Origin of the sequence: Aliivibrio salmonicida LFI1238 (genome assembly GCF_000196495.1) — a bacterium.
GTDB classification, from domain to species: domain Bacteria; phylum Pseudomonadota; class Gammaproteobacteria; order Enterobacterales; family Vibrionaceae; genus Aliivibrio; species Aliivibrio salmonicida.
Map to the genome: position 1 here is coordinate 780756 of NC_011313.1, position 24533 is coordinate 805288.

19 protein-coding genes are annotated in these 24533 nt (G+C 39.6%); 7 read left to right on the plus strand and 12 right to left on the minus strand.

The features are described from left to right. The first annotated feature begins 144 nt into the window (after positions 1-144). Positions 145-1785, plus strand: a complete 1641-nt coding sequence (locus tag VSAL_RS19730) for a methyl-accepting chemotaxis protein (RefSeq protein ID WP_012552015.1) — start codon at positions 145-147, stop codon at positions 1783-1785. Positions 1786-1854: 69 nt separating this feature from the next. Here VSAL_RS19730 and copI read toward each other — a convergent pair whose 3' ends face one another. The 5 genes from copI to VSAL_RS19755 form a co-directional block, all read right to left on the minus strand. Next, a complete protein-coding gene (gene copI, locus VSAL_RS19735; protein WP_023603993.1) occupies positions 1855-2421 on the minus strand; it encodes a copper-resistant cuproprotein CopI in 567 nt (188 codons plus the stop codon). A gap of 107 nt (positions 2422-2528) precedes the next feature. Further along, positions 2529-5654: an efflux RND transporter permease subunit gene (locus VSAL_RS19740; RefSeq protein ID WP_012552017.1), complete on the minus strand. Its 3126-nt coding sequence runs from the start codon at positions 5652-5654 to the stop codon at positions 2529-2531. Further along, positions 5651-7120 (minus strand): efflux RND transporter periplasmic adaptor subunit, encoded by a 1470-nt coding sequence (locus VSAL_RS19745; RefSeq protein ID WP_012552018.1) that lies wholly within the window; start codon positions 7118-7120, stop codon positions 5651-5653. Before VSAL_RS19745 ends, VSAL_RS19740 begins: the two co-directional genes overlap by 4 nt. Before the next feature lie 10 nt (positions 7121-7130). Continuing rightward, entirely contained in the window at positions 7131-8465 is a 1335-nt protein-coding gene (locus tag VSAL_RS19750) for a TolC family protein (RefSeq protein WP_012552019.1), read from the minus strand. 104 nt (positions 8466-8569) lie between these two features. Beyond that, positions 8570-8992: a hypothetical protein gene (locus VSAL_RS19755; RefSeq protein ID WP_012552020.1), complete on the minus strand. Its 423-nt coding sequence runs from the start codon at positions 8990-8992 to the stop codon at positions 8570-8572. Between the two features lie 261 nt (positions 8993-9253). On the opposite strand from VSAL_RS19755, the gene VSAL_RS19760 reads away from it, so the two are divergent. Continuing rightward, complete coding sequence (locus VSAL_RS19760; protein WP_012552021.1) at positions 9254-10279, plus strand: acyltransferase family protein; 1026 nt, start codon at positions 9254-9256, stop codon at positions 10277-10279. Positions 10280-10328: 49 nt separating this feature from the next. Here VSAL_RS19760 and VSAL_RS19765 read toward each other — a convergent pair whose 3' ends face one another. Continuing rightward, the gene (locus VSAL_RS19765) at positions 10329-11180 is read right to left on the minus strand and encodes an alpha/beta fold hydrolase (protein ID WP_012552022.1); all 852 of its coding nucleotides are present in this window, start codon (positions 11178-11180) and stop codon (positions 10329-10331) included. A 211-nt stretch (positions 11181-11391) separates the two neighbouring features. Between VSAL_RS19765 and VSAL_RS19770 the strand changes: the two genes are divergently transcribed. Then, complete coding sequence (locus tag VSAL_RS19770) at positions 11392-12573, plus strand: NnrS family protein (protein ID WP_012552023.1); 1182 nt, start codon at positions 11392-11394, stop codon at positions 12571-12573. Positions 12574-12728: 155 nt separating this feature from the next. After that, positions 12729-14189: an N-acetylglucosamine-specific PTS transporter subunit IIBC gene (nagE, locus tag VSAL_RS19775; protein WP_012552024.1), complete on the plus strand. Its 1461-nt coding sequence runs from the start codon at positions 12729-12731 to the stop codon at positions 14187-14189. Positions 14190-14306: 117 nt separating this feature from the next. Here nagE and VSAL_RS19780 read toward each other — a convergent pair whose 3' ends face one another. Beyond that, a complete protein-coding gene (locus VSAL_RS19780; protein WP_012552025.1) occupies positions 14307-14600 on the minus strand; it encodes a hypothetical protein in 294 nt (97 codons plus the stop codon). A 222-nt stretch (positions 14601-14822) separates the two neighbouring features. Between VSAL_RS19780 and VSAL_RS19785 the strand changes: the two genes are divergently transcribed. The 3 genes from VSAL_RS19785 to VSAL_RS24005 are packed head-to-tail and all read left to right on the plus strand — an operon-like array spanning position 14823 to position 16825. Next, positions 14823-15500, plus strand: a complete 678-nt coding sequence (locus VSAL_RS19785; protein WP_012552026.1) for a response regulator transcription factor — start codon at positions 14823-14825, stop codon at positions 15498-15500. Continuing rightward, complete coding sequence (locus VSAL_RS24000; RefSeq protein ID WP_231850931.1) at positions 15481-16278, plus strand: sensor histidine kinase; 798 nt, start codon at positions 15481-15483, stop codon at positions 16276-16278. Before VSAL_RS19785 ends, VSAL_RS24000 begins: the two co-directional genes overlap by 20 nt. Positions 16279-16303: 25 nt before the next feature. Continuing rightward, on the plus strand, positions 16304-16825 hold the full coding sequence (locus tag VSAL_RS24005) for a sensor histidine kinase (protein ID WP_231850932.1): 522 nt from the start codon (positions 16304-16306) through the stop codon (positions 16823-16825). On the opposite strand, the gene VSAL_RS19795 is transcribed toward VSAL_RS24005, so the two are convergent. The 5 genes from VSAL_RS19795 to mukF all read right to left on the minus strand — a co-directional run bounded on the left by VSAL_RS19795 (position 16822) and on the right by mukF (position 24521). After that, positions 16822-17439, minus strand: a complete 618-nt coding sequence (locus VSAL_RS19795; protein ID WP_012552027.1) for a DNA-J related domain-containing protein — start codon at positions 17437-17439, stop codon at positions 16822-16824. The genes VSAL_RS24005 and VSAL_RS19795 overlap by 4 nt on opposite strands. Before the next feature lie 74 nt (positions 17440-17513). After that, entirely contained in the window at positions 17514-17834 is a 321-nt protein-coding gene (locus tag VSAL_RS19800) for a hypothetical protein (protein ID WP_231850933.1), read from the minus strand. 156 nt (positions 17835-17990) lie between these two features. After that, positions 17991-22463, minus strand: coding sequence for a chromosome partition protein MukB (gene mukB / locus VSAL_RS19805; RefSeq protein ID WP_012552029.1), 4473 nt, complete (start codon positions 22461-22463; stop codon positions 17991-17993). Further along, a complete protein-coding gene (mukE, locus tag VSAL_RS19810; RefSeq protein WP_044583585.1) occupies positions 22460-23203 on the minus strand; it encodes a chromosome partition protein MukE in 744 nt (247 codons plus the stop codon). Before mukE ends, mukB begins: the two co-directional genes overlap by 4 nt. After that, a complete protein-coding gene (mukF, locus tag VSAL_RS19815) occupies positions 23184-24521 on the minus strand; it encodes a chromosome partition protein MukF (protein WP_012552031.1) in 1338 nt (445 codons plus the stop codon). Before mukF ends, mukE begins: the two co-directional genes overlap by 20 nt. Between the last annotated feature and the right edge of the window lie 12 nt (positions 24522-24533).

Here is a 24533-nt window from a genome sequence, read left to right on the forward strand (position 1 = left end):
ACATTTATCAACCACAAAGTTGACATTTCTTAATAAAAAGGCACCAGACCTAGACAGAAGTGTAACAAAGGTCTATATTTCGACAAAATATTAATTGAGATGCTGTTCTTAACTATACTTTTCTCAAAATCCCAGAGGTTGAAAATGCAATTTTCGCTTAAAAATACATCTATTCGTATACAAATATTACTCCCTGTTCTGTTTACTGCTTTAGCTCTTTTTGCTTCTTTATGGTACACGGCGGCGACTCTAGAAAAAGAACAAGACACAATTGCTGACAACACAACCTCATTTGTTTTCTATAAAGATCAACTAGCAAAAATTGATGACCAAGTGTATCCATTACGCATTAGGGCGGTATATGCGATTTATGACTCGGCACGTAGAGAAAACTTCTATGTACAAATGCAAAATGAAGTAAAGTCGATTGATAAATTACTTAATGAAATCGAAGATAAAAAAACATTTCGTAGTGATGCAGAAAAAGTACGTGCTAGCGTTTCTGCCTACGTTGATTTCACGAAAAAAATGATAGATTTCACCACTCGTAAAGAACAAGGTCTTTCAAACAACACAACTCAAGACTCGATGATTGCTCAATACCGCAAGATAGGCAACCATATGGTCGAGACCATTAATGACCTATCTCAGCAGGTAAATAAGTTTTCTGACGTTCTAATGAATGAAAGCTACGAAAGAAACATTCAAGTAAAAAATACGGCAGCAATTACTATCATCTCAGTATTTATTATTTCACTGCTTACTGCTTGGTGGTTATCTGGGTTAATCGTAAACCCTATCCAAAAGCTGCAATCACTGATCCGTCGTTTAGCTGAAGGCGATTTAACCGTTCAAGCTGATGCCGATGGTGATAATGAAATTGCTCAACTGAGTAACGACATCAATACAACGGCTCGTCAGCTTCAAGCAACCATTGAAGAGTTAAGTAACATTAATGAAAGCGTCGCTTCAGCGTCTACTGAGCTTGCCGCTGTGATGAGTGAAGCGGAATCAAACTCGCAAAAAGAATTAAGCGAAATAGAACAAGTTGCTTCAGCAGTCAATGAACTATCAAGCACTGCTGATAACGTAAGTGATAATGCGCTTGCCGCTGATAAAACAGCTCGTGAAACCAATGAATTGGCGCATGCAGGTTTAGATATCTTTGCTCAAAGTACTGAAGCAAGCGAGAAAATGGCTTCAGCATTGACTGATGCTGCTGTTGTTGTTAATCGCCTAAAAGAGCAATCAGAACAAATCAATAATGTCGTTGAAGTGATTCGTGGGGTTTCAGACCAAACTAACTTACTTGCACTCAATGCGGCTATCGAAGCGGCTATCGAAGCGGCTCGTGCGGGTGAATCTGGTCGTGGCTTTGCCGTCGTTGCTGATGAAGTTCGTTTACTTGCTGCTCGTACTCAATCATCAACTCAAGAAATTCAAACGATCATTGAAGCGCTTCAAGAGCAATCAGGTTTAGCTAACGACAGCATGCAATCAAGCCTTGATATGTTAGAGCTAAATAAAGAGCTAACAGCAAAAGCAGGTGATGCTCTGGTTGGTATTACCGAATCTATCAATGCGATTAATGATATGAATACTCAAGTTGCAACTGCGGCTGAAGAGCAATCTCAAGTAACTCAAGATATTAACCGCAATGTCGTTAATATGTCTGAGCTTGTGAATCAAAACGTCACGGGCATTAGCCAAAGTGCAAGTGCAAGCTCTGAGTTATCAAGATTAGCAGAAGAACAAAAACAACAATTGTCATTCTTCAAATTATAATTTGATGGCACAATAAAAAAAGCGGTAAGGCCACCCACCTTACCGCTTTGTTATCTTAAAAACAGTCGTTTATAACGTTATTTTCTTTACCATCCCTGCTTCTGCATGCCCTGGAATATTACACGCAAACTCTACGTGATTATCACCATGGAAATGCCACGTAATTTGCTTCGCCTTACCTGGTTGAACTGTGACTGTGCTACCACTGTCATGTGCATGACCTGATGTCATTTTCTTCATCATTTCACGGTGTTCTAATTGCTCGGTTTCATTACCAATTGAGAACTCATGATCGATTTTACCTGTATTCATAATCACAAATTGAACGATATCATTAGGTTCAATATCGACTTCTTTTTTAAAGGTAATTTTCATATCGTCAGATAAAATGACATGAACGACTTTATTTGCTTTCATGCCAGTTGCTGGCATCCCTACCGCATTCATATCGTCCATAGACATGCCTTCCATCTTGCTCATATCCATGTCTTTCATATTCATTTTGGAATGATCCATCTTACTCATGTCCATTCCTTTCATATCCATTGAACCGTGATCCATTTTACTGTGGTCCATTTCTGCCATTGCAGAACTCGCTACCAATGATAGTGCTATTGCTAATACTGTTTTTTTCATTTTCATTTCCTTTTTTGTTTAATTATTTATTATGTGACTTATTCCATTACAGGTATAAGTCACTAATATTCTTATTTATTTAACGTATTTATATGTAAATTTTATTCTTAAAAATCTTTACACAAACGCTGTTTCCATAATTTGAATACCGCAGGGATAACGACTAAGGTCAATAATAATGCCGACGCCATCCCGCCTATCATTGGGGCTGCAATACGCTGCATTACTTCTGATCCGGTACCGGAGCCATACATAATTGGAATTAAACCGATGATCACTGTCAGTACCGTCATCATGACAGGACGAACACGTAATCCTGCGCCCTCACCAATGGCTAACGTTAAATCTTGTTGTGTTACCGAGTTACTGTTTTCTTTTGCTGTCGCTTGTTTTTCATCCCATGCTTGGTTCAAATACACCAACATGATCACACCAATCTCAACCGCAACACCGGATAAAGCAATAAACCCTACACCAACGGCAATCGAAAAATTAAAGTTTAAGATGTGCATTAGCCACAGACCGCCAACCATAGCTAACGGCAATGTCCCCATGATAATTAACACTTCACCAACTCGTTTAAAACTTAAATACAAAAGCAGCATAATAATCGCGATGGTTACAGGAATAACCGTCGTTAATTTCTCTTTTGCTCGTTCCATGTATTCGTATTGGCCAGACCAACCAAGGGAATAGCCCGCGGGTAAATCCAATTGATCATGCACTGCTTGTTGAGCCTCATGCACATAAGAACCTAGATCTCGACCGTCAATATCGACAAACACCCAACCATTAGGTCGTGCGTTTTCTGTTTTTATCATCGGAGGACCATCTTCATAACGAATATCCGCGACATCAGCTAAGGCAATTCGAGCACCGTTCGCCGTTATCAATGGCAAGTTCTGCAACTTAACAACAGAATCACGATACGATTGTGGATAACGAACATTAATTGGGTAACGCTCTAATCCTTCAATGGTTTCACCTACATTCATACCACCCACTGCGGTTGATATCACTTGTTGAATGTCTTTAATATTCAAACCATATCGAGCGGCTTGACGACGTTTTATATCGATATTTATATAACGCCCACCAGCGACTCGCTCTGCATAAACCGAGGTGGTTCCTTTAACGTTATTTAAAATAGGTTCTAACTCTGCGCCGATCTTTTCTATTACGTTAAGATCGGGTCCCGCTATCTTTATCCCTATTGGGGTTTTAATTCCTGTTGCTAGCATATCGATGCGCGTTTTGATTGGCATCACCCACGCATTTGTTATTCCAGGAAATTGAATCAATTGGTCTAGCTCTTTTTTAATTGACTCAGTAGTTACACCGTCACGCCATTCATTTTTAGGCTTGAACTGAATAACCGTCTCTATCATGGTTAATGGTGCCGGATCGGTTGCTGTTTCTGCTCGCCCCACTTTTCCCCACACGGTATCGACTTCTGGAACGGTTTTAATTAATTTATTGGTTTGCTGTAATAGTTCACGCGCTTTACCAATAGAGATCCCTGGATATGTCGTTGGCATGTACATTAAATCGCCCTCATCCAATGGTGGGATAAACTCACTGCCCATTTTAGAGATTGGATAATATGACGATCCCATTAAGATAACGGCAACCAAAAGTATCGTTTTTGGAAAGCGTAAACTCAAATTCAGTAATGGTCTGTAAAGTGCCACTAGCGTTTTGTTTATTGGGTTTTTGTTCTCAGGCAATATTTTACCTCGAACGAAATAGCCCATTAATACAGGTACTAAGGTAATTGCTAGGCCAGCAGAAGCCGCCATTGCAAAGGTTTTAGTGAAGGCTAATGGAGAGAACATCTTCCCTTCTTGGCCTTCTAATGCAAATACAGGAACAAAGCTTAAGGTAATGATAAGCAATGAGAAAAAGAGTGGAGGTCCAACTTCTTCTGCCGCTTTCCCTATTACCTGCCAACGATTTTCGTCCGTTAATGGTGTTTTTTCTATGTGTTTATGGACGTTTTCTATCATTACGATAGCACCATCAACCATTGCACCAATGGCAATTGCGATACCGCCTAATGACATGATGTTGGCATTAATACCTTGCCAATGCATAACAATGAACGCACAAAGGATCCCAACAGGCAGACTTAATGCGATAACCAACGAAGAACGAATGTGAAATAAGAATAAAGCACAAACAATGGCAACAACGATAAACTCTTCAGCCAATTTCTCCCATAAATTTGTTACTGCATGGTCAATAAGTTTAGAGCGATCATAAGTCGCTTTAATTTCTACCCCTTCCGGTAAGCCTTTTTGTAATTGAGCCAATTTCTCTTTTACATTTGAAATGACGTTACTGGCATTTTCACCAAAGCGCATGACAATCACACCACCAACGGCTTCGCCTTCTCCATTAAATTCAGAGATACCACGGCGCATTTGTGGTCCAAGATTAATATCAGCGATATCACCAAGCAATAAAGGCGTTCCCTTATCGGTTACTTTTAGCGGCAATGATTTTATGTCTTCAATACTGCTTAAGTAACCCGATGTACGAACCATGTGTTCAGCTTCCGCGACTTCGATAACCGAAGCGCCCGCCTCTTGATTCCCCTCTTTAATGGCTTTATTAATTTGTTGTAGCGTTAGGTTATAAGCTCGTAGTTTATCAGGATCAATTTCCACCTGATATTGCTTCACCATCCCGCCGACGGTCGCAACTTCTGATACGCCATCGACCGTTTGCAGTTCGTATTTTAAGAACCAATCTTGCAAGCTGCGTAATTCGGCTAAATCGTGTTTACCGGTTTTATCTTGTAATACATAACTGTATACCCAGCCCACCCCTGTCGCATCGGGCCCTAATGTGGGCTTTGCCTCTGCGGGTAATCTAGGCGCAACTTGGCTTAAATACTCTAACACCCTCGAACGCGCCCAGTACATGTCAGTATCATCATTAAAAATGATATAAACATAGGAATCACCAAAGAATGAAAAACCACGAACCGTTTCCGCTCCCGGAACCGCAAGCATGGCGGTAGTTAACGGGTAAGTCACCTGATCTTCCACCACTTGAGGGGCTTGACCTGGGTAGCTGGTTTTAATGATCACTTGAACATCTGAAAGATCCGGCAAAGCATCGACTGGTGTATTCTTTACACTGTAAATTCCTGCAACAACTAAAGCAAAAGTCGCAACCAGAACTAAAAATCGATTTTTAATCGACCAACGAATAATGGCGGGGATCATAATAACGCCCCTTCTTTTTCAATCTCAATCAATTGATATTCATCATTCACTTTTTGAACTAAAAACTGAACTGCTTCACCTTCACGAAAAGAAGCCAAATCAATCTCTTTCTCAACCGAAAAATTCATTTCACCCGCTTTCCAATCCCATTGTGAGACGGCTTTATGATCAAAGGTAACCATGCCAAAATCAGCCATTAACATAGTAATATTGCCCGAAATCCAAACACTGTTTTCAGGACCATTAATTCGACTTAATTCTGCCGTCTTACTTGATTCAGAATCCAATAAGAATTGAGCTGACGTGACTACTTTATCGTTTTCTTTCAATCCCTTAACTATTTCTACTTTATTGCCTGCTTCGCGACCAGCGATAACTCGAGCTGAGCGATATTTCCCATTACCTTCATCCAATACCACCCGCGCCATGCCATTTGAACGAATGACCGCTTGGCGAGGTATTGTTAATACTTCTTCTTTTGTTTTAGGGTGAATGGTGATGTTCGCTAACATATTTGGTTTCAATGCACCGTCTTGGTTATCAAATTTTAAACGCATGCGCATGGTTCGTGTTTTTGGATCCAAAATCGGATAAACGTAATCCACTTCACCTTCCCATCGTTTCCCAGGGACCGCATCTAACGTCATCACCGCTTTATTACCAGAAGATAACCAGTGAGCCTGACGTTCAAAAACTTCAGCATCTACCCACACATTTTCTAAAGGTCCAGCACTAATAATGATTTGAGAGGGTGATAAATAGCCACCTTCTCGAATATTTAAACTCGCAATGACACCGCTTGAAATGGCTTTTATCTCTATGTTTTTATTTGATTTACCGTTTCTAACAATAGAATTAACTTGAGTTTTATCCACACCCAATGACTGCAACCGTTCTCTTGCGCCTTTGACCAGTCCTTTTCGACCTGTTCGATACGCGTTTAGTAGTTCTTCTTGTGCTTTCACCAATTCAGGAGAGTAAAGAGTAAATAACACATCGCCCTTATTTACCTTTTCACCTATGGCATTGATATTTAGCTTTTCAACCCAGCCCGCTACACGTACGTTTACTTGCCACAACTTACTTTCATCAAACGCGATATAACCCACGGTATCTATATTTGGAGACAGGATCGTTTTCTCAACAAAAGCACTTTTTACGCCTAAATTGTTCACCACGCTTGGATCTATTGTTACGGTACCCGCTGGTGACTTCTCACCTTTTGCATCGTTGGCATAAACAGGCACTAAATCCATACCCATTGGTGATTTACCCGGCTGATCTCTACGATAATTGGCATCCATTGGAGCAACCCAATACAAAGGATCACTGCTTGATGATGCGCTATTTTCTTGAGCCGTCATCGCCATTGCGCTCATTGTATGTCCCGAGTATAAATTCATGCTCGCTGCACCAACAACACCGCCAATAACAACTGAAAGTAATGCTATTTTAACTGGTTTCATATTCTCTTCCTTAATGCTCAGACGGGGTTATTTGTGGTGCAGATACGGCATAATCAAAGCCATTTAAATAAAAAGCTAAGTTACTGTATGTTTTACTTAAATCACTGAATAAACGCTGTTTCTCTAACTCAATACTCAGCTCATCATTGGCTGCGGAAATCACATCATTAAATTGTGCCGTATTATTTTCATAATCTCGTTCTACCGCTTTGGTTCTTTCTTTTGCTTGAGGTAATAACGTATTGTTGTAACGAGAAAGACGTTGTTCAAAATTCACTTTATCCACCAACAATGAATTCACTTTGGCGTTCAATTGTCGTAATAGCACATCACGTTGTGATTTCGCAGAACCCACTTGATATTGTGCAGCCGCATAATTTTGATCTTGACGTTTATCGGTAAACAGAGGGATGTCCATCGTTAAATAAGCGCTGACTAAATCAGAGGCGGGTTGTCCCCCCATTCCATTCGCTTGACGGTAACCGTACATGACCTCGACACCAAATTGAGGAGAGTAAGATTCATTGGCAATATCTACTCTTGTTTTTGTTGCTGTGATCGTGAGTTCACTCATTTTTACGGTTGGGTTTGAATTTAATAAGTCATAAAATTCAGTTTCTTGAGGTAATTTTCTCGCTAATAGTCGCTCTAAGGTAGACCACTCTAGTGGTGTTATTTCTTTTGATTTTTGATCCGCTAAGTTAGGTAGCCATTCGCTAAGCTGCGCATAAATTCGTCCTTGTAATTGACGATTTGTTTGCAACTTCTCATCGAGTCGAGTTAGCTGAAGCTGTGCTTGAAGAAGATCCTGACTTTCGCTTTTACCAATGGCGTAATTGGTATTAATGTATCTTTCCATTTCAGACAATAGCTGACGGTTTTCATGCAAAATCGCCTCTGCTTTTTGTAAGAAGCCTAGCTCTATCCACAGTTGGGTGATTGTATTTGCGACATCGAGTTCACGAACTTGAATTTGCATCGCCAATACATCCGCTTGCTGCCCAGTTTGCTTTTGTTGTAAATCTAAACTTGAGCCTCGCCCAAACTTCTGCATTAATCCGACAGAAATATTGGTCATTGGATCGTCATCAAACTTAAAACTGTCTACTGGTAGCCCACCAAATCCGACTTTAAGAGTAGGATCAGCAAGCGTTGAACTTGCAATACCAGTGGAGCGTAGTGCTTGTGATTGCGCGTATATTTGCTCCCGACTTGCATCTGAAGACAACGCTTGTTCGATAAGCTGCGTCAATTGACTTTCTGCCAAAGCTTGACCTGAAAGTAATAGCGAGATCATTGAAGCTAACCACACTTTTTTAGAGCGTGTACGTAATGTGTTTTTCATGGAATTATTCCAATAATGACGTGATCATAAAGACGGATCACTGCCATGATTAAACCGATAAATAAGCATTAAATATCTTATTTAGAGAATTGATTTAATTGGAATTACGCTATTGGAGGGCGGTAAAGCGAAGAAGAAGTAAATGAGCGTGTTTGCTCATTATATTGAGCATATACAATCACGGATGCCGTTGCATTAGTATGGGCCATAAGCCCGATAGGTAAAGCATAAACAGACACAACACAAATGGTTTTACAACAGCTATCACCTTTATCAGAACAATGATGACTGTTATTCATCAGCATTATTAATGACATATCACACTGCATATAACTGGTGTCATTGCTTTTTGAAGAGTGACAATCTGACATGCAGTCAGTTACATTCTCTGTATTTTGTGCAGTTTCCATTGACATGTTCATCACCATTCCTTCCATTTTCATTGGATAGCTGTAAGCAACACTTGATAGCACTAATGCCACCAGCGTAATACTTGTTACTAACCATTTAGAAAAAGAAGTAAACACGATAAAAAATCCAAATATACAGAATGTAACGATAATAAGCCTTCCACTTAGGGTAAGGTCAATATTTTTTGATCATATTTAATAATCAAATCTAGAAGGTAATAACAATTGTACAAATTTGATACACAACGTCGAGCGCATATGTGAAAAACGTCTCAAATTTGAAATCAACCGCTTACGAAACGTCAATGAATTAACGTAACGCATATTTTTACAAGGGAACTTTTGGTAGATTAGCGAAAAATTCAAGGATGGCCTTTAATGAAAAACCCTCATAAAATCGCGAGTTTAGAGCTAGGGCGACTGTTCGCTCTGTTTGCGATTATTGCTTTGCATTCTCAAATCTTCATGACCTATTTATTAGTCGATGATGTTCCCGTTTTTGGTTATGCTTTTAATCAACTGACCCGTTTTGCTGTTCCCTTCTTTTTTATTCTGTCTGGTTACTTAATCCAACCTAAGTTATCAACATCACCGTTCAATACACTTAAGAAATACTCATCACCATTAATCAAAATCTGGCTAGTTTGGAGCCTATTATGTCTAGCAATGCCATTTAATTGGCAACGGGTAGCAACGGATGGGTACTTGGCTGAGCGTACAGGCTATTGGAATTGGTTAACTCAAAACCCTCTAAATGCTTTAATGGAAGGCGGTATGGTGCATTTGTGGTTTATCCCTGCATTGGTTATCGCGGTTGCGATTATCGCATTATTTATTCATTTTAATAAATCGTCTTTGCTTATTCCTGTTGCGGTTATCTTGTATGCTTATGGTGTTATGGGCGGAAGTTATCAAACATTAACTGAAGTATGGACGCCCTTCTTTACTCGTAATGGTCCTTTCTTTAGTACATTGATGGTAGTGATTGGTTTTGAACTGAGAAAACGCAAGGTAACGTTATCTTCAACAAAATCCTTACTACTCTTGCTGGCAGGTATAGTTGTTCATTTTAGTGAGGCGTATTGGCTAACCACTTATCATGTTCCTTTTAATCAACATGATTTCTTAACAGGCACACCATTAATAGGTATCGGTCTATTTTTATTGTTGTTATCTAGACCTAATGTAGGGAACCACCCGCTGACGTTTAAATTAAGTAGACATGTACTTAGCATTTATATTTGTCATTTATTGTTCGTTGTAGTGATGTTGAATATTACAGGGATGATGGGTATAACATTAGCAGCAAAAGATTTTTTGATCGTGTTTGGGACGGTTGTCCTATCTACTTCATTCGTTCTTATTGTAGATAGAACTTTTCTTAAAAGATGGTTATTTAGATAAAAATACGGCGATGCACGGTACTTTCTATGCATCGCCTTTAATGTATTAATTAAATACGATTTAAAACATCGAACGCTTTCATAACAGCATCACTTGCCATCACTCGTCCATGCCCTTGATTTTCTGTTGGGTATAATGTGACATTTTCAATGTGCTCAGAAGCAGATTTTGATAAATCAAAGCTCGTAAATCGAGCTTCTTTATCATGCACAATAATAGTCTGGCTTGTGCGTTGTTGTAATCGCTGGTATGGATTAAAACTGTCGATAGTTCGTTGATATTGATGTTCAATATCACCAACAATCGCTTTAAATAACTTAATTGAGTAGCCCGAACGTTCAATACTGTTGAATAAGTTTTCGGTGTAATTCAATACTGGAGCGATCAAAAGCAAGGGTGTGTCATCTAATTTAATATGGTGACACTCTAAAACAGCAGCGGTGCCCATACTGTGAGAGATAACACCCGCGACTTCATCTTGCTCATCGAGTACCGCATTTAGTCCTTCAATAAAGGCTGGTAAATGCGCATGTTTGCCTTCACTTTGGCCATGAGCAGAGTGGTCAAAAGCTACGGCAGTAAAACCTTTAGAGGCAATGTACTCCATCAATGGGTAATATTGACTTGAATTACCAGACCAACCATGAGCTAACACCCATACAGGACCTGACCCCAACTGATACAAGCTAAGCTCTCCTTCCGGTGAGTTCAACTTACTTTTTATTAGCCCCGAAGGTTCTGTATTTTTAGGTTTTGTTCTTACTGGTGTTAATAGTAATTTTCGTCCCATTTTCTTTGCATGATCTGGAATAAGCATATGATGTAAGCGCGTAACAGCATTCAAAGCACTGCGTTTAAAGCTGAACTTTTTCTCTGTTCCAAAATAAATTTCCTGACTCATATTTTATCCAATTTATCATTTTATGTCGTTATCTTAACTAAGATGGTTAAATTGTCGAGTAAAGGTTCTATTTTTTAACAATTAAGTCACAAACAAGAAGGTAATCCCAGATAGACGGTCACTAAAAACATAACATGCATAAAAAATACATGTTATTAAATACCCTTTGCGTTATACTTCTTCTGTATCCCTAATTTTGGAATCATTAATCATGAATATTACTGATAAAGCCGTTGAAGAAAAAATCCCACCATTCTTACGTTTAGGCTTTCGCCCTTTCTTTTTATTGGGTAGCATTTACGCGATTATTGCGGTATCTGTATGGGTATGGGCATTTCAGACGGGTCAACCGAGCCAGCTAACCGTTCCTGCTTTATGGTGGCATGTCCATGAAATGCTATTTGGGTTTTCAATGGCAATTGTTGCAGGGTTCGTGTTGAGCGCAGTTCAAAACTGGACTGGTGTTAAAGGAACCTCTGATAAACGACTCGGTTTTATTGTGTTGTTATGGTTATTACCAAGAATTCTTTTTTGGACACCAACACCACTTTGGATCATTTCTAGTATTGAAGCTTTATTCCTTGCTGCTATCGCGTATGAAGTTAGATTCCGTGTTATTAAAACAAAAGGCGTTCGTAATTTCTTCTTTATTCCTTTATTTATTGTCGCTATTGCTGCCAATTTTGCTAGCTATGCCACGATTAAAGGATTACCGCCGTTTACTTCTGCGGCCGTTTGGGAATCTATGTTGTGGTGGTTTACCTTACTGATTTCGGTAATGGGGGCACGTGTTATCCCTTTCTTTACTGCGCGTCGCTTTCAGTTTGAAAAAGCACAACCTATTTTATGGTTAGAAGCATTATGTAATATCCCGCTTGCAATGCTATTTATCCTTAGTTTTTTTCCATTAACAGCGGAAGAGATCAGTCCTTATTTAATGATTGTAGCCGGTTTTGCACAATTAATTAGAATGGGTCGTTGGAAGAGTCACAAAACATTAAGTGAGCCATTAGTATGGTCACTTCATGCGGGGTATTTATGCATTCCCGTAAGCCTACTGATCCGTGGGTTCGCAGATGATGGGTTTATTTCTCATACCGCCATTCATTTATTTGCTATTGGGGCACTAGGAGGCGTTATTTTAGCGATGATCGCACGTGTGACAATGGGTCATACTGGCCGTGAAATATATAAAGGTCCTGTTATGTGGCCGGCCTTCTCAGCTATTGTCCTTGCTGCTGTTATTCGATCTGTTGGTGTAATTGTTTTCCCTGAATATATGATAAATATGATCAATATTGCAGCCGTATTATGGGCCTTTGCATTTGGTCTCTTTGTTTGGCACTTTGCCCCGATGCTATGTAAAAAACGAGTTGATGGTCACCCCGGTTAATTTACAGCGCAAATAAACAAGATCTAACTCACACATTGCAGAACTTATTGTCAACATTAACAATAGTTAATGTTGACACAACCTTTCCTTAATCTTGCCCTCTGTATTCTTACCTTAAATTAAAAAATACGAAATTTTACTTTGAGGAATACACTATGAATGTACTTGGTTATATGCAGAAAGTAGGTAAGGCGCTGATGGTTCCCGTCGCTACGCTACCTGCTGCTGCAATCTTAATGGGTGTTGGTTACTGGATGGATCCAACAGGCTGGGGCGCAAATAGCGTACTTGCTGCATTTCTAATTAAATCAGGTGGCGCTATTATCGATGTAATGCCAATGCTATTTGCGATTGGTGTTGCGTTTGGTTTAAGTAAAGACAAAAATGGTTCAGCGGCACTTGCCGGTTTTATTTGCTTTACTGTTGTTACTACCCTTTTATCTCCAGCGGTTGTTGCTCAACTTGAAAGCATTCCATTGGATCAAGTTCCTTCTGCATTCGCAAAAATCAACAACCAATTTGTTGGTATTATTGTCGGTATTATTTCTGCTGAAATTTACAACAAATACTCAACGGTTGAACTACCAAAAGCATTAGCTTTCTTTAGTGGTAAACGTCTTGTTCCTATCCTGACATCAATTGCGGGTATGGCATTATCATTCGTTCTTTTATACGTATGGCCTGCCATTTTTGACGCCCTAATCTCTTTCGGTACTCAACTTCAATCAATGGGTGCGGTTGGTGCTGGTCTGTTCGGTTTCTTTAACCGTTTAATGCTTACAGTTGGTATGCACCATGCCCTTTACCCTGTATTTTGGTTTGATGTTGTTGGTATTAACGACATTCCAAATTTCTTAGGTGGTGCACAATCTATTGCTGATGGCACTGCGGTTATCGGTCAAACGGGTATGTACCAAGCGGGTTTCTTCCCTATCATGATGTTTGGTCTGCCAGGCGCAGCTCTGGCTATTTACCATTGTGCAGAAGAACGCAATAAAGCCGCTGTTTTCTCTATCATGCTTGCAGCAGCAATGGCGTCATTCTTTACTGGTATTACAGAACCTCTAGAATTCAGCTTTATGTTCCTTGCTCCATGGTTGTATTTAATTCATGCAATCTTAACGGGTATTTCTTTATACATCGCTGCAAGTATGCATTGGATGGCAGGTTTTGGTTTTTCAGCAGGTCTTGTTGATTTCGCTTTATCAACCCAGAATCCATTGGCGGTTAAGTGGTACATGCTTATTCCACAAGGTCTTGTATTCTTTGTTCTTTACTACACTATATTTAGATTTGCGATTAAGAAGTTCAACTTCCTAACTCCGGGTCGTGGTGAAGACATGAATAAAGATGATTCTGTAGAAGAAAACATTACTGATGTTGCCACTGCGTATATCGAAGCAATTGGTGGTTCAGAAAATATCCTAGAAGTAGATAACTGTATTACACGTCTACGTTTAACCGTGAAAGATTCAAGCCTTGCTGATAGCGACAAACTTAAATCTCTTGGTGCCATTGCAGTGGTTCCAATGGGTAAAGGTGGTCTGCAAGTTATTATAGGCTTAGGAAAAGTGGATAGAGTCGCTGCAGAAATGAAAGTGATTTTAAAAGCCTAACTTCATAATGTTCGTACCAGATATTATGTAAGTGCAACTCAAGAGTCTTAATTATTCCCTCTTTAAGGCTCTTTATGATGTATTTATACACGAAGCATTGTTACTCATTTTAGTTATCTATTCTTTATCTGATACACACTCGATTGCAGAGTAGGCTTCTTGCTCATTCGTTCCAGAGCCATAAGCGCCACAATGCTGACATTCACATTGGTATATCTCAGCAGTAAAATGGTAGCAATTTAACTCTTTGTTCCCACATTCAGGGCAATCTACGACTTTCTCTAAAAATTCACGTTTAAGTGCTTTTTGTTCTTGTTGCTCCCTAAAATATTGGGTTAATTCAAAATTGAATTGCTTTCCTACCCCATTATTTGGGTTCTCTTTAGGGTAATCATCAAAATAACGACTCACTATATTTAATCCACCAGTAAAATTCAGTGATGTAGTTATATTAAAATAGTTGCCATTTCACTAGATACCAAATGTAAACTTTGCCCTTCTTTCCACAGAATTCAGAAAAACACGTTAATTTGATTTTAAGGCACACAAGCTCTCTTTCATGTACGTTTTAACTTTTATGAATTCAAACTTATTTATTGTTACAATAAGCCGACTTAACATAGAGATAAACAAATGAAAATACTGGTTATAGAGGACGATCAAACCACTCGCGAATTTATCGCAAAAGCGCTTGAACAAGAAGGGTTTATCGTTGATAACTCAGGAGATGGAAAAGAAGGCTTAATGATGGCCATCAGCTGTGAATACCAATTAATAGTATTGGATCGTATGTTACCCAATATTGATGGTTTAAAAATCCTCTCTGCGATCCGAGCAACAGGAAATAATACCCCAGTACTGATACTTAGCGCGTTAGACAGCGTAGACCAACGAGTTGAAGGCTTAATTGCAGGCAGTGATGATTATCTAACTAAGCCTTTTGCCTTAGCGGAATTATTAGCCCGAATTAATATCATTCTCCGTCGCAATCGACCAATCGAAAGTTTCTCTAATGAGATAAAAATCAACAATCTCCTCATTAATTTGCGGTCTCAAAAAGTCACCATAAATAACAACGCCATCTCTCTACAAAATAAAGAGTTTATCTTATTACGTTACTTAGCAGAGCACGTGAACGAAGTTGTCTCTCGCATGCGTTTATTTGAAGCCGCATGGGATTATCACTTTGATCCTAAAACTAACGTTATTGATGTGCATATTGCTAAATTACGTAAGAAACTAGAGCAAGGCGGAGCGATCAATTTAATCGAAACCGTTCGTGGAGCGGGTTATGTTATTAGACAAGCGTGATGAACTTTATCGTTCTTCTATTCTAAAACTGTTGATCTGGTTCGCTATCGGCCTATTTTCAATGATGGCACTATTACTGTATCAACTGTATTCAACCTCTGTTCATTTATATAATAAAAATCTAGATGAATGGCTACAAGCAGAAACATCGCAACTTCAAACGATTGCAAAAACCGAAGGCATAGAAGCGCTTCATCAAAGTATTAGCAATGTTAATAACAGCAGATATATTTACCAACTGGTTAATCATGCGTATCCCGCACCGACAGACACTTCGGCGACCACTTACCCTATCATTGCCCAAATAAAGCAGTATCAAGCTCAAAATAACCTACCAGAAATGAGAGCAACAAAAATTGAGCTTTCTGACGGTTCTGAATTAACCATAGGTATTGATCAAGAACGATATTTACATTTTAAAAACCAATTAGATTCATCCGTGATCTGGGGGACATTTTTTCCTTTTATTGCGTTATGCTTGATCGCGATTCTTATTGCCGTTTACATTCTTAAACGATTAAACCTTGTTAACCAAACCATGAATCGAGTCATGTTAGGCGAACGAAATGTTCGTTTAAAAGTTGGGTCTGATATGAATGAATTTGATTTACTGGCTCTGCATTTAAATAATATGTTAGAACAAATGGAAAGCAGTGAATCCAAATTAAAATCATTAACCGTCGATATTGCTCACGATCTTAGAACCCCAATGAGTCGTATAAAGCTAAGAATTGAAGACCTATTAAACGATAAAAACCTATCAAATACAGCTAGATAACATTCAATCTGATTTGTCATTACTCTTGGATACGTTCAATGGAATGATGGAGCTTTATCATTTAGAACACGTCGGTACCCCGATAAAGAAACAATCTTGTGACTTAAGTAAAATTGTTCGTGATGCGATGGAATTTGCAGAACCAATGGCACATGATAAACAACAAAAGCTGTATTTAACGGTAGAGATGCCCTGCCCATTATATGTAAACCCTAGTCTACTTTTTAGAGCCATATTTAATATCATTGATAACGCAATTAAATACACTCATGAAGGTGGGGTCATTGAGGTGATTGTCGATTGCTTTGGTGTGGTAGTGGCTGATAACGGTGTGGGCATAAAGCCAGAAGACAGAGAAAGAGCATTAGACCAATTAGTTCGTTTAGATCCAAGTCGAACTGAGCATGGGTTTGGTTTAGGATTAGCCTTGGTTAAAACGGTCATGAAAATACACAATGGCAAAATCAGTTTAAGTGATAATTACCCTGGTTTACGCGCTCGTTTATTATTTGATGAAACATTAAATAAACAGGCATCAGATAATTAACGCAGCACATTCCATGCTTCGCACATCACCCTAAACTGTTCAGCATTGCCCGACGCTCTATCTGGGTGATGCTGCATGGCTAATTTTCGCCATTGTTTACGGATTTCTTTTTCAGTTGCACTTTCTGATAATCCAAACCGCTTTAATGCTTGAATACGATCCATTGATGATGCATTCGTCCCACCCAAATACCGGCGATAATTATTCCAAAATTCATTTAATAAGCGCTGTACTTCTCCCTCTTCGACTTGATAATTAATCCAATCTAAATAGTATTCACGTAAGGGGTGTGCCATATCAATCGTCTGTTCGTTGTTTTTGGTTTCCAGCTCAGAAAACAATTGAATGTTCATCGCCTCAACTTGTAGCCATTGCTCTGGATATAACTCTGTTTGTAACTGATAAAGCGCATTCATGATTAAGAAATTACGCTTAAACAAATCTTTATCTACACTCTCATCCAGTTGTTTTAATAAACCTTTCTCGATTAGATAAGCAGAAAGTGTGTGTACCTTCCACTCCTGATTCAATTCTTGTAAAACCTCAAATAAAGGCCATACAAGGGGATTTTCAAACTGACCTTCATTTTGTTCTACGCTTTTATTGTCTGTCATTTTATATCCCCTTTAATCTAATTATCAGACGCTTAATCAATATCAACATTGATTATTTACTTAGATAAACACCATTATTTGTTATGTTTTATCTGTTTAATTGAGTGATTCATGATCCAAACGCAATATAGAGTAAATATAATAACGCCACTCATGATCAGCGCCATTCTGATCCAAGGTTGCTCAGTCGCTAAACGATAGTCTGCTATGTGATAAATAGTAGGAAGCCACACCGCAAAGACCCCAATAACAAGGCCTGCTTGTAGCATTCTAAATACAAATTCTTTATTAAAAAACAGAGTAAAAGGAAGTAAAAAAAGCACAGAAACCACAATCACATTCCCTTCTCGTAGAAAGTGAGCAGCCATTATCCAATACGCTAAAAATACAATCATTGTTCGCCACATTGATGATAATCCTCTATTTCTTGGTTTGTTTACTAAAATACGAGTTCGGATTATACCTTTTCGAGCTCATACCTGCTTAGGAATTAGTCATAAAAAATGGCAGCCATTTCTGACTGCCATTTTATTTACAAACTTAACTCACTGTTACTCAGCAATCTCTGCTTCTTCCAGTGTTTGTTGAGTTCGGCTTGCTGCTGTATCTTGTCCAAAACCTTTTAGGCCCACTACATGAACGTGTTCACGATCTTTAAAGATCTTACGAACCAGTTTATAAGTCGTACCCTTCTCTGGACTGATGTTTTCTGGTGCCGCGATTAATAATTGCATATCTAGGCGCTCACATAACTCGAATAGGGTCGCGATAGATTTACCATCTAGACGCGCCGCTTCATCCAAGAACAATAGACGACAAGGCATAATGTCTTTACTACGAAGACGACGAGATTCATCTTCCCAACTTTGGATAACCATCAGTAAGATCGCTTGACCTGTACCAATCGCTTCACCTGTTGATAATGCACCCGACTCTGCTTGTAACCAACCATCAGTACCGCGATTTACTTCAATGTTTAGTTCTAAGTAGTTACGGTAATCCAGTAACTCTTCACCCAATGTTTGCGGTGAACGTTGACCAACATCGATGTGTGGGTTGATACGTTGGAACAATTTCGCAATCGCTTCAGAGAACGTAAAGCGAGGGTTACCAAACAAGTCTTGGTGCTGTGCTTGATGCTCAGACAAACCTGCAAGTAACGTCGCGTGTGTTTCACGGATACCTACGTTTAGACGAACACCCTTAACTTGACCAAAACCAATTTGAGATAGACCTTGGTTTAGCATACGAATACGATTTTGCTCACGTTGAATCGTTTTACGAATAATACTAGCAACACTTTCAGAGCTTAATGCTAAGCGGTTTTCACGAGACGTCAGTTCTTCAGTTAAACGACCAAGCTCTGTTTCCATCTCTTCAATTGCTTCAACTGGATCATCCGTATGAATGATATCTTGGCGAATACGCTCACGAAGATGTTGATAAACAGCAATGTAGAACAGAACTTTACGCTCTGGCTTACTTGTGTCTTCAGACGCTCGTAATGAATCACGTAAGTCTTCATTATCAGCGACAGCTAGACGAAGCGCACCCAATGATTTATCCGACATTGAACGCAGTTCTTCCGCACTTAAATACGCCAATTCACGTTTATGTAGACGACGCTCAACATCATTTTCACGAGCTAAACGTAGAACTGAACACCAACCCGCTTTTGCATTAACCACAAAGGTACGTAAATCTCGGTACAGTTTTTCAACTTTACGAGATTGTTTAACTAAGCCTTTAATCTCAAGTTCGTTTGATGTGATGCCTTTTTCAAGCTCACTCTTACGACCACGAGAACTGTGTAGACGCTCGTTTAATTCGCCCTTACGAACTTCAGCACGCTCTAGCGCGCTTTGGTCTGCATGAACACCAAACTCTTGCAGTTCACGTTTAAATTCTTGAACCGTTTCTTGTTTCGCTTGATGTGAGCTCTTAAGCGACGCCATTACTTGGTTGTATTGGTTTGCTTGAGCTTGTGATTGTTTTTGTTGCCCTTTCGCTTTAGTTCGCGCTTGTTCTGCTTGTACTAATTTCGCTTTAAGTTGTTCATTTAGTTCACTGCTCTTATTAAGCAATGCCACTGCATCTTCATAACCGAAGTGATGACGACGCTCTACTAAATCAGAAATAGCAAACAATTGAGCTTTAATGCGTTGCAATTGTGCATCAATTTGCTCATGTTCAGCTTTTAATGCATCAAATTGCTCAGGATCCACTTCTAATGCACGTTGCAGGTTTTCTAATTCTGCAATCGCTTTGCCATTTTGACGTAAGAAACTTTCGGCTTCTGATACTCGTTCAACTTGCACACTGATCTCTTCAAAACGTTCAGTGATGGTTTCATCTTCAAGTACGTTAATGTGTGGTGCTATTTTCGCTAATTGAGACAGTGCTTCTTTAGACGCTACCATTTGCGATTTATGTTGTTGATCTGTCGCAACAAGTTCGTTTAACTGACGACTTGCTTGTGATAATTGCTCACGTGCTTTTTTCAATTCAACTTCTGGATCGGCATCAAACGCTACAGTAAGGTGTGTCGATACAAAACCATTAAAGCTTTGGTATAGACGTTGAAGTTTTTGTGAATCAAACGCGGCTTTCGCGTGCTCTTCAACGGCAATTTCACGCTCTTCACGTAATGTGTCTAAACGTTGCTCACGAGCGGCGCGACCAAACAATGGAAGTTCAGGGAAACGAGAGTAACGCATTTGGCGATCATTTAGATGAACACAAACGGCATTCTCCATTTCATCGGCATCAAATACGCTGTCATCAAACGCGTCAATATCGCCTTCAATGATATAAAGATCATCTGGGCAATCATCAAGATCAACTAATTTCTCTTTAATACCCGATAAATCAGATACAACGATAGCATGACGAGCTGGGCCATAAAGCGAGCTGAAATACGGCGCATCACTTAGTGTGATATCGTCATAAATTTCAGAAAGCAGTACGCCACCTAATGTATCAGCAAGACCTTTAAGACGAGCATCACCACTACCACCAGGGGCAGCTAAGCGTTCAATTTCACCATCTAACTCTTCTTTACGAGCAGCAAGACGATCTTTATTAGTTGAAAGCACACGTTCATTTTCTAACGTTTCTTGCATTTGGCTGATAACCATGTGGCTATCTTCTAACTCAACACCACATTGATCATTAAGTTTGTTTAATGCATCGTTCGCTGCAATCCACTTGGGTGCAATCGATTCTAAACGCTGAGTTTCAGAACGAAGTTGCTGTTCTTGACGTTTTAGCTCTGAGCGCTTATCAATGATATTTTCTTGTTGTTCTTGAACCGTCTCAAGCATCTCTTCATGACGAGCTTGTTCTTCTTCAAGTACGATTTCAGAATCCACAGTGATATTAAAACGTTTTGCATATTCAGCCGCTAATTCTTGAGCTTGGCGTTGCAAACGAACCGCACGCTCTAAATCTTTGTACTGTGCTTTAAGTTGCTCAGCACGCTCTGCAATATTGCTGAACTGGCGAGCTTGCTCAATTAAGGCTTTTGCTTTATCTGACGCTTCGCTGCGCTCAACATGACCTGCAATTGAGGTAACTAATGCTAAGCCACGTTCAAATTGTTGAACCGCCGCAGAAGACAAATCTAACTTATGTTTAATCGCCAGTAATGCAGTCGTTTGACGATCTTCTTTTGCTTTTAATTCAGATTGAAGATCAATTGCATTGTTTTGCGTTAGTTCATCATTCGCTGTTAGTTGTTGTGCTTTTTCAAGTGCTTTAACCGCTTGTTGATATTGAAGCGCACGAGTCTGCTGCATATCCAACGCTTGTTGATAATCGGCAAGTTGTGTTTTTAAACTATCAACTTCTTCTTCTGTTAATTGCGCTTGCTCTTCTGACATTGCAAGTTGTTCAGCGGCTTCTTCCACCACCATTACTTGCTCTTCTAAACGCTCTGTCAGCTCTTCTAGATCTTCAGAATAACGCTCAATCTTCTCTTGTTGACGAACGGCTGTCTGCACTAATTGAAGATGATCAGAAGCGGCTTGATAATCTTGCTCTAAGCCTGATTCAGAACCCGTTAATAAGCCTAATTCACCCTGCATATTATTCAATACAGAAGATAAACCCACCAAGCTGTTTTGTGCATTCATTAACTCAACACGGTGCGTTAATGTTTGCTCTACTTTCTTACGGCGATCATTTGCATGACGCATGTAATCAGACGCAACATAGTTGGTTGATTCCGTAATTAAGTGCTTGAATAAATCACGATCAGTCTGCGTGGTTTTAATCGCTTCTAACGTCATGCGGTTTTCACGCAGTGCCGCTTCCATGTCTTGGAATGCTTTTTTCACACCCCCATTTTGAGGCAGTAGATAATCACGCAAAGAACGTGTGATTGCACTTGATATACCGCCATATAAAGACGCTTCAAGTAGACGATAGAATTTAGAACGATCACTTGTATTACGAAGTTTTTTAGGTAAAACACCATAATCAAACATTTGCGCGTGGTAATCCGTCACCGAATTAAACGCTTTGAACTGAACACCTTCATAACCAGCTACAATGTCTTTTACTTCATTGATTTGACGAACACGAGCTTGATTATCAGAGACAGCCTCGATCATTAAATCGGTTGGTTTCACATGACTTGGCAAACCAACAATAATGAACGGTTTGATGTCTACCTTCTTATCACGGCCAGCAACCTGCTGTAATTTAACAGCAAAAAGAACACGTTGATTACGTGAGTTTACAACATCTAGTGCGGCATAACAGGCACCCGGCTTTAATTTACCGTGTAAACCTTTATCACGAGACGCTTGTGAGCTACCCGCTTCGGTTGTATTACGGAAATGAAGTAATGATTGATCTGGAATTAGAGTAGTAATAAACGCGGCCATTGTGGTCGATTTACCTGCACCGTTACCACCAGAAAGCGTCGTTACTAGATTATCAATATCAAAGGTACGAGCAAAAAAGCCGTTCCAGTTAACCATGGTGAGTGATTGATATTTACCACGTTCAATCATGCTCATGCATCACCTTCCAATTCTAATTCATGCTGCTCTTCTGCAGATATGTCACTTAATTTTTCATTTTCATCAAGATCGAAGCTAGATTGGCTCGATTCTTCATTGTGAACGACAACCGCTTCACCATCACGGATCAAGCGTAGTTGTGCTTCTTTCATATCATCATTAGAGCGAACATCTGCACCAAAACGGAATACCGCTTCACTGATACGGAATTTACCTTGCTCACCAACTTGAATGATCATACCAAGACGTTTTAAACGACGCAGTGAAGTACGAACCTTATCAAATAACTTTTCTTTATCTAAATCTGAGCCTGATGCGCGGTTTGTTACTAATTTCATTAGCTTTTGTTCATCAGCTAACACTAATAGCTCATCAAACAGCTCTTGGTTAGTAAAGATACCTTCATGAGCCAAACGCTCAGGACTTAGGTATAAGAAACACAATACTTTACCAACAAGCATATCAACTTCGGCCAATACGCTACGAGCAATTAAAGACGTTGAACGTGGGCGCAAGTAAAAGAAACCTTCCGGAGCTTTTACTAATTCAGCATGATAGCGTTGATAGAACATACCTAACTCATGTTCAAATTCACACAATAACGCATGATTATCTAAATCTTCACTGGCAATATGGCGGCCAGAACGCAATAAACTATCTAATGCTGGGAATAATGGATTAGCAATCGCTTTTGCTAACTTCTCAGGCATAAATTCTTCAATATTTGTCAATGACATTTGCTTGTACCTTCGCACCGAATTCATTAATAGACTGCCAATCAGGTTGAACGGCTTGGAAATCGGCTTCTGAATAACCGAGACGCACGGCTTGATCTACCACTAAGCGGGCCAGATCAAAGTGCTGAGAATGAGGATGAATCGCTAGATACTTTTTAAGTACAGTACCCAACTCAATCGCCTCACCAGTGTCTTTATGATGTTGTAGCATTTCACTTATCTGTTCTGCTAATAGATCCGCAATAACGGTCAGCTCTTCAAATTCCATTTCTTCAGGGACAATACCGGTTACTTCATCATCACGCAGCATGAGCGTTTCATCACGCATATCACGTAAACGCTCTGTATCTGCGTACGTTAATAACCATGGCGCATCAAAATACCCTTTTACAGAATCACGCAGACGCTGACTAAAGGCACGGTTTTTATCCATATCAATTGCGGTACGAATAAATTTATGTACGTGTCTGTCGTAGCCAATCCATAAATCAATCGCTTGTTGTCCCCAACTCACAATACGGTCAAGCTTCATTTGCAATGAATACAGCATGGCGTCAATAAACTCTAACTCGTCATTACCATAAACAATTTCTTGAATATTCAGTAATTCCGTTTGAAGTTGATCGCCTGCTGCTTGCAATGAATCTTGTAATTCACGCAAGTTGCCCGAGGTTTCATCAAGCAACTTTTCACAGCTCGAAATCGCTTCACGCCAGTTTTGGTTTAGCAGCTCAGCAATTTCTTCTTTAACTGATTGTTGTTGTTCATCCATTACGCGTTGGTTTAGATCGATACGATCAAAAATCTCCCCAACAGAGTATTTCAAAACACCGAATACGTTTTTACGCCAGTGCTTCGCATCACCACCTTTTTCAGCCGCTTGCGATGCTTTCTGGATCTCTTCTGCAACCATCGTCAACTGAATAGAAAGCTTCAATTTAGAGAATTGACGGTGGCGCACGTAATAATCGGTAATGCCAATCGCTAATGGTGTTAGACGATAGATGTTCATTCCATCGGTACTTTCACCACTAAAGCGGCTAATTAAACGTTGTTTTACTAATTCATTGATTGCATTGTTCGCACGAAAAGCAATGGTGTCATTGGATTGACCAAATAAACCACTGATGATGCCAAACGCATCGTGAAGTTCACCTTCACCCAGCTCATCATCAAATCTTTCATTACTGAGAACAGCAATGGCCAACAAAAATGCCAGACGCTCGGTCGGCAAGTTCAATGAGAAATCGTGCTGTTTTACCCAGCCAACCAGTTCATCAACGGTTTGGTCTGTAACAGCATTAGAAAACTCACTCATTGTGTATCCTTT

Coding starts and splice junctions, on each gene's coding strand:
- VSAL_RS19730 (WP_012552015.1), top strand. CDS start 145: ATGCAATTTTCGCTTAAAAATACATCTATTCGTATACAAATATTACTC.
- copI (WP_023603993.1), bottom strand. CDS start 2,421: ATGAAAAAAACAGTATTAGCAATAGCACTATCATTGGTAGCGAGTTCT.
- VSAL_RS19740 (WP_012552017.1), bottom strand. CDS start 5,654: ATGATCCCCGCCATTATTCGTTGGTCGATTAAAAATCGATTTTTAGTT.
- VSAL_RS19745 (WP_012552018.1), bottom strand. CDS start 7,120: ATGAAACCAGTTAAAATAGCATTACTTTCAGTTGTTATTGGCGGTGTT.
- VSAL_RS19750 (WP_012552019.1), bottom strand. CDS start 8,465: ATGAAAAACACATTACGTACACGCTCTAAAAAAGTGTGGTTAGCTTCA.
- VSAL_RS19760 (WP_012552021.1), top strand. CDS start 9,254: ATGAAAAACCCTCATAAAATCGCGAGTTTAGAGCTAGGGCGACTGTTC.
- VSAL_RS19765 (WP_012552022.1), bottom strand. CDS start 11,180: ATGAGTCAGGAAATTTATTTTGGAACAGAGAAAAAGTTCAGCTTTAAA.
- VSAL_RS19770 (WP_012552023.1), top strand. CDS start 11,392: ATGAATATTACTGATAAAGCCGTTGAAGAAAAAATCCCACCATTCTTA.
- nagE (WP_012552024.1), top strand. CDS start 12,729: ATGAATGTACTTGGTTATATGCAGAAAGTAGGTAAGGCGCTGATGGTT.
- VSAL_RS19785 (WP_012552026.1), top strand. CDS start 14,823: ATGAAAATACTGGTTATAGAGGACGATCAAACCACTCGCGAATTTATC.
- VSAL_RS24000 (WP_231850931.1), top strand. CDS start 15,481: ATGTTATTAGACAAGCGTGATGAACTTTATCGTTCTTCTATTCTAAAA.
- VSAL_RS19795 (WP_012552027.1), bottom strand. CDS start 17,439: ATGACAGACAATAAAAGCGTAGAACAAAATGAAGGTCAGTTTGAAAAT.
- VSAL_RS19800 (WP_231850933.1), bottom strand. CDS start 17,834: ATGATTGTATTTTTAGCGTATTGGATAATGGCTGCTCACTTTCTACGA.
- mukB (WP_012552029.1), bottom strand. CDS start 22,463: ATGAGCATGATTGAACGTGGTAAATATCAATCACTCACCATGGTTAAC.
- mukE (WP_044583585.1), bottom strand. CDS start 23,203: ATGTCATTGACAAATATTGAAGAATTTATGCCTGAGAAGTTAGCAAAA.
- mukF (WP_012552031.1), bottom strand. CDS start 24,521: ATGAGTGAGTTTTCTAATGCTGTTACAGACCAAACCGTTGATGAACTG.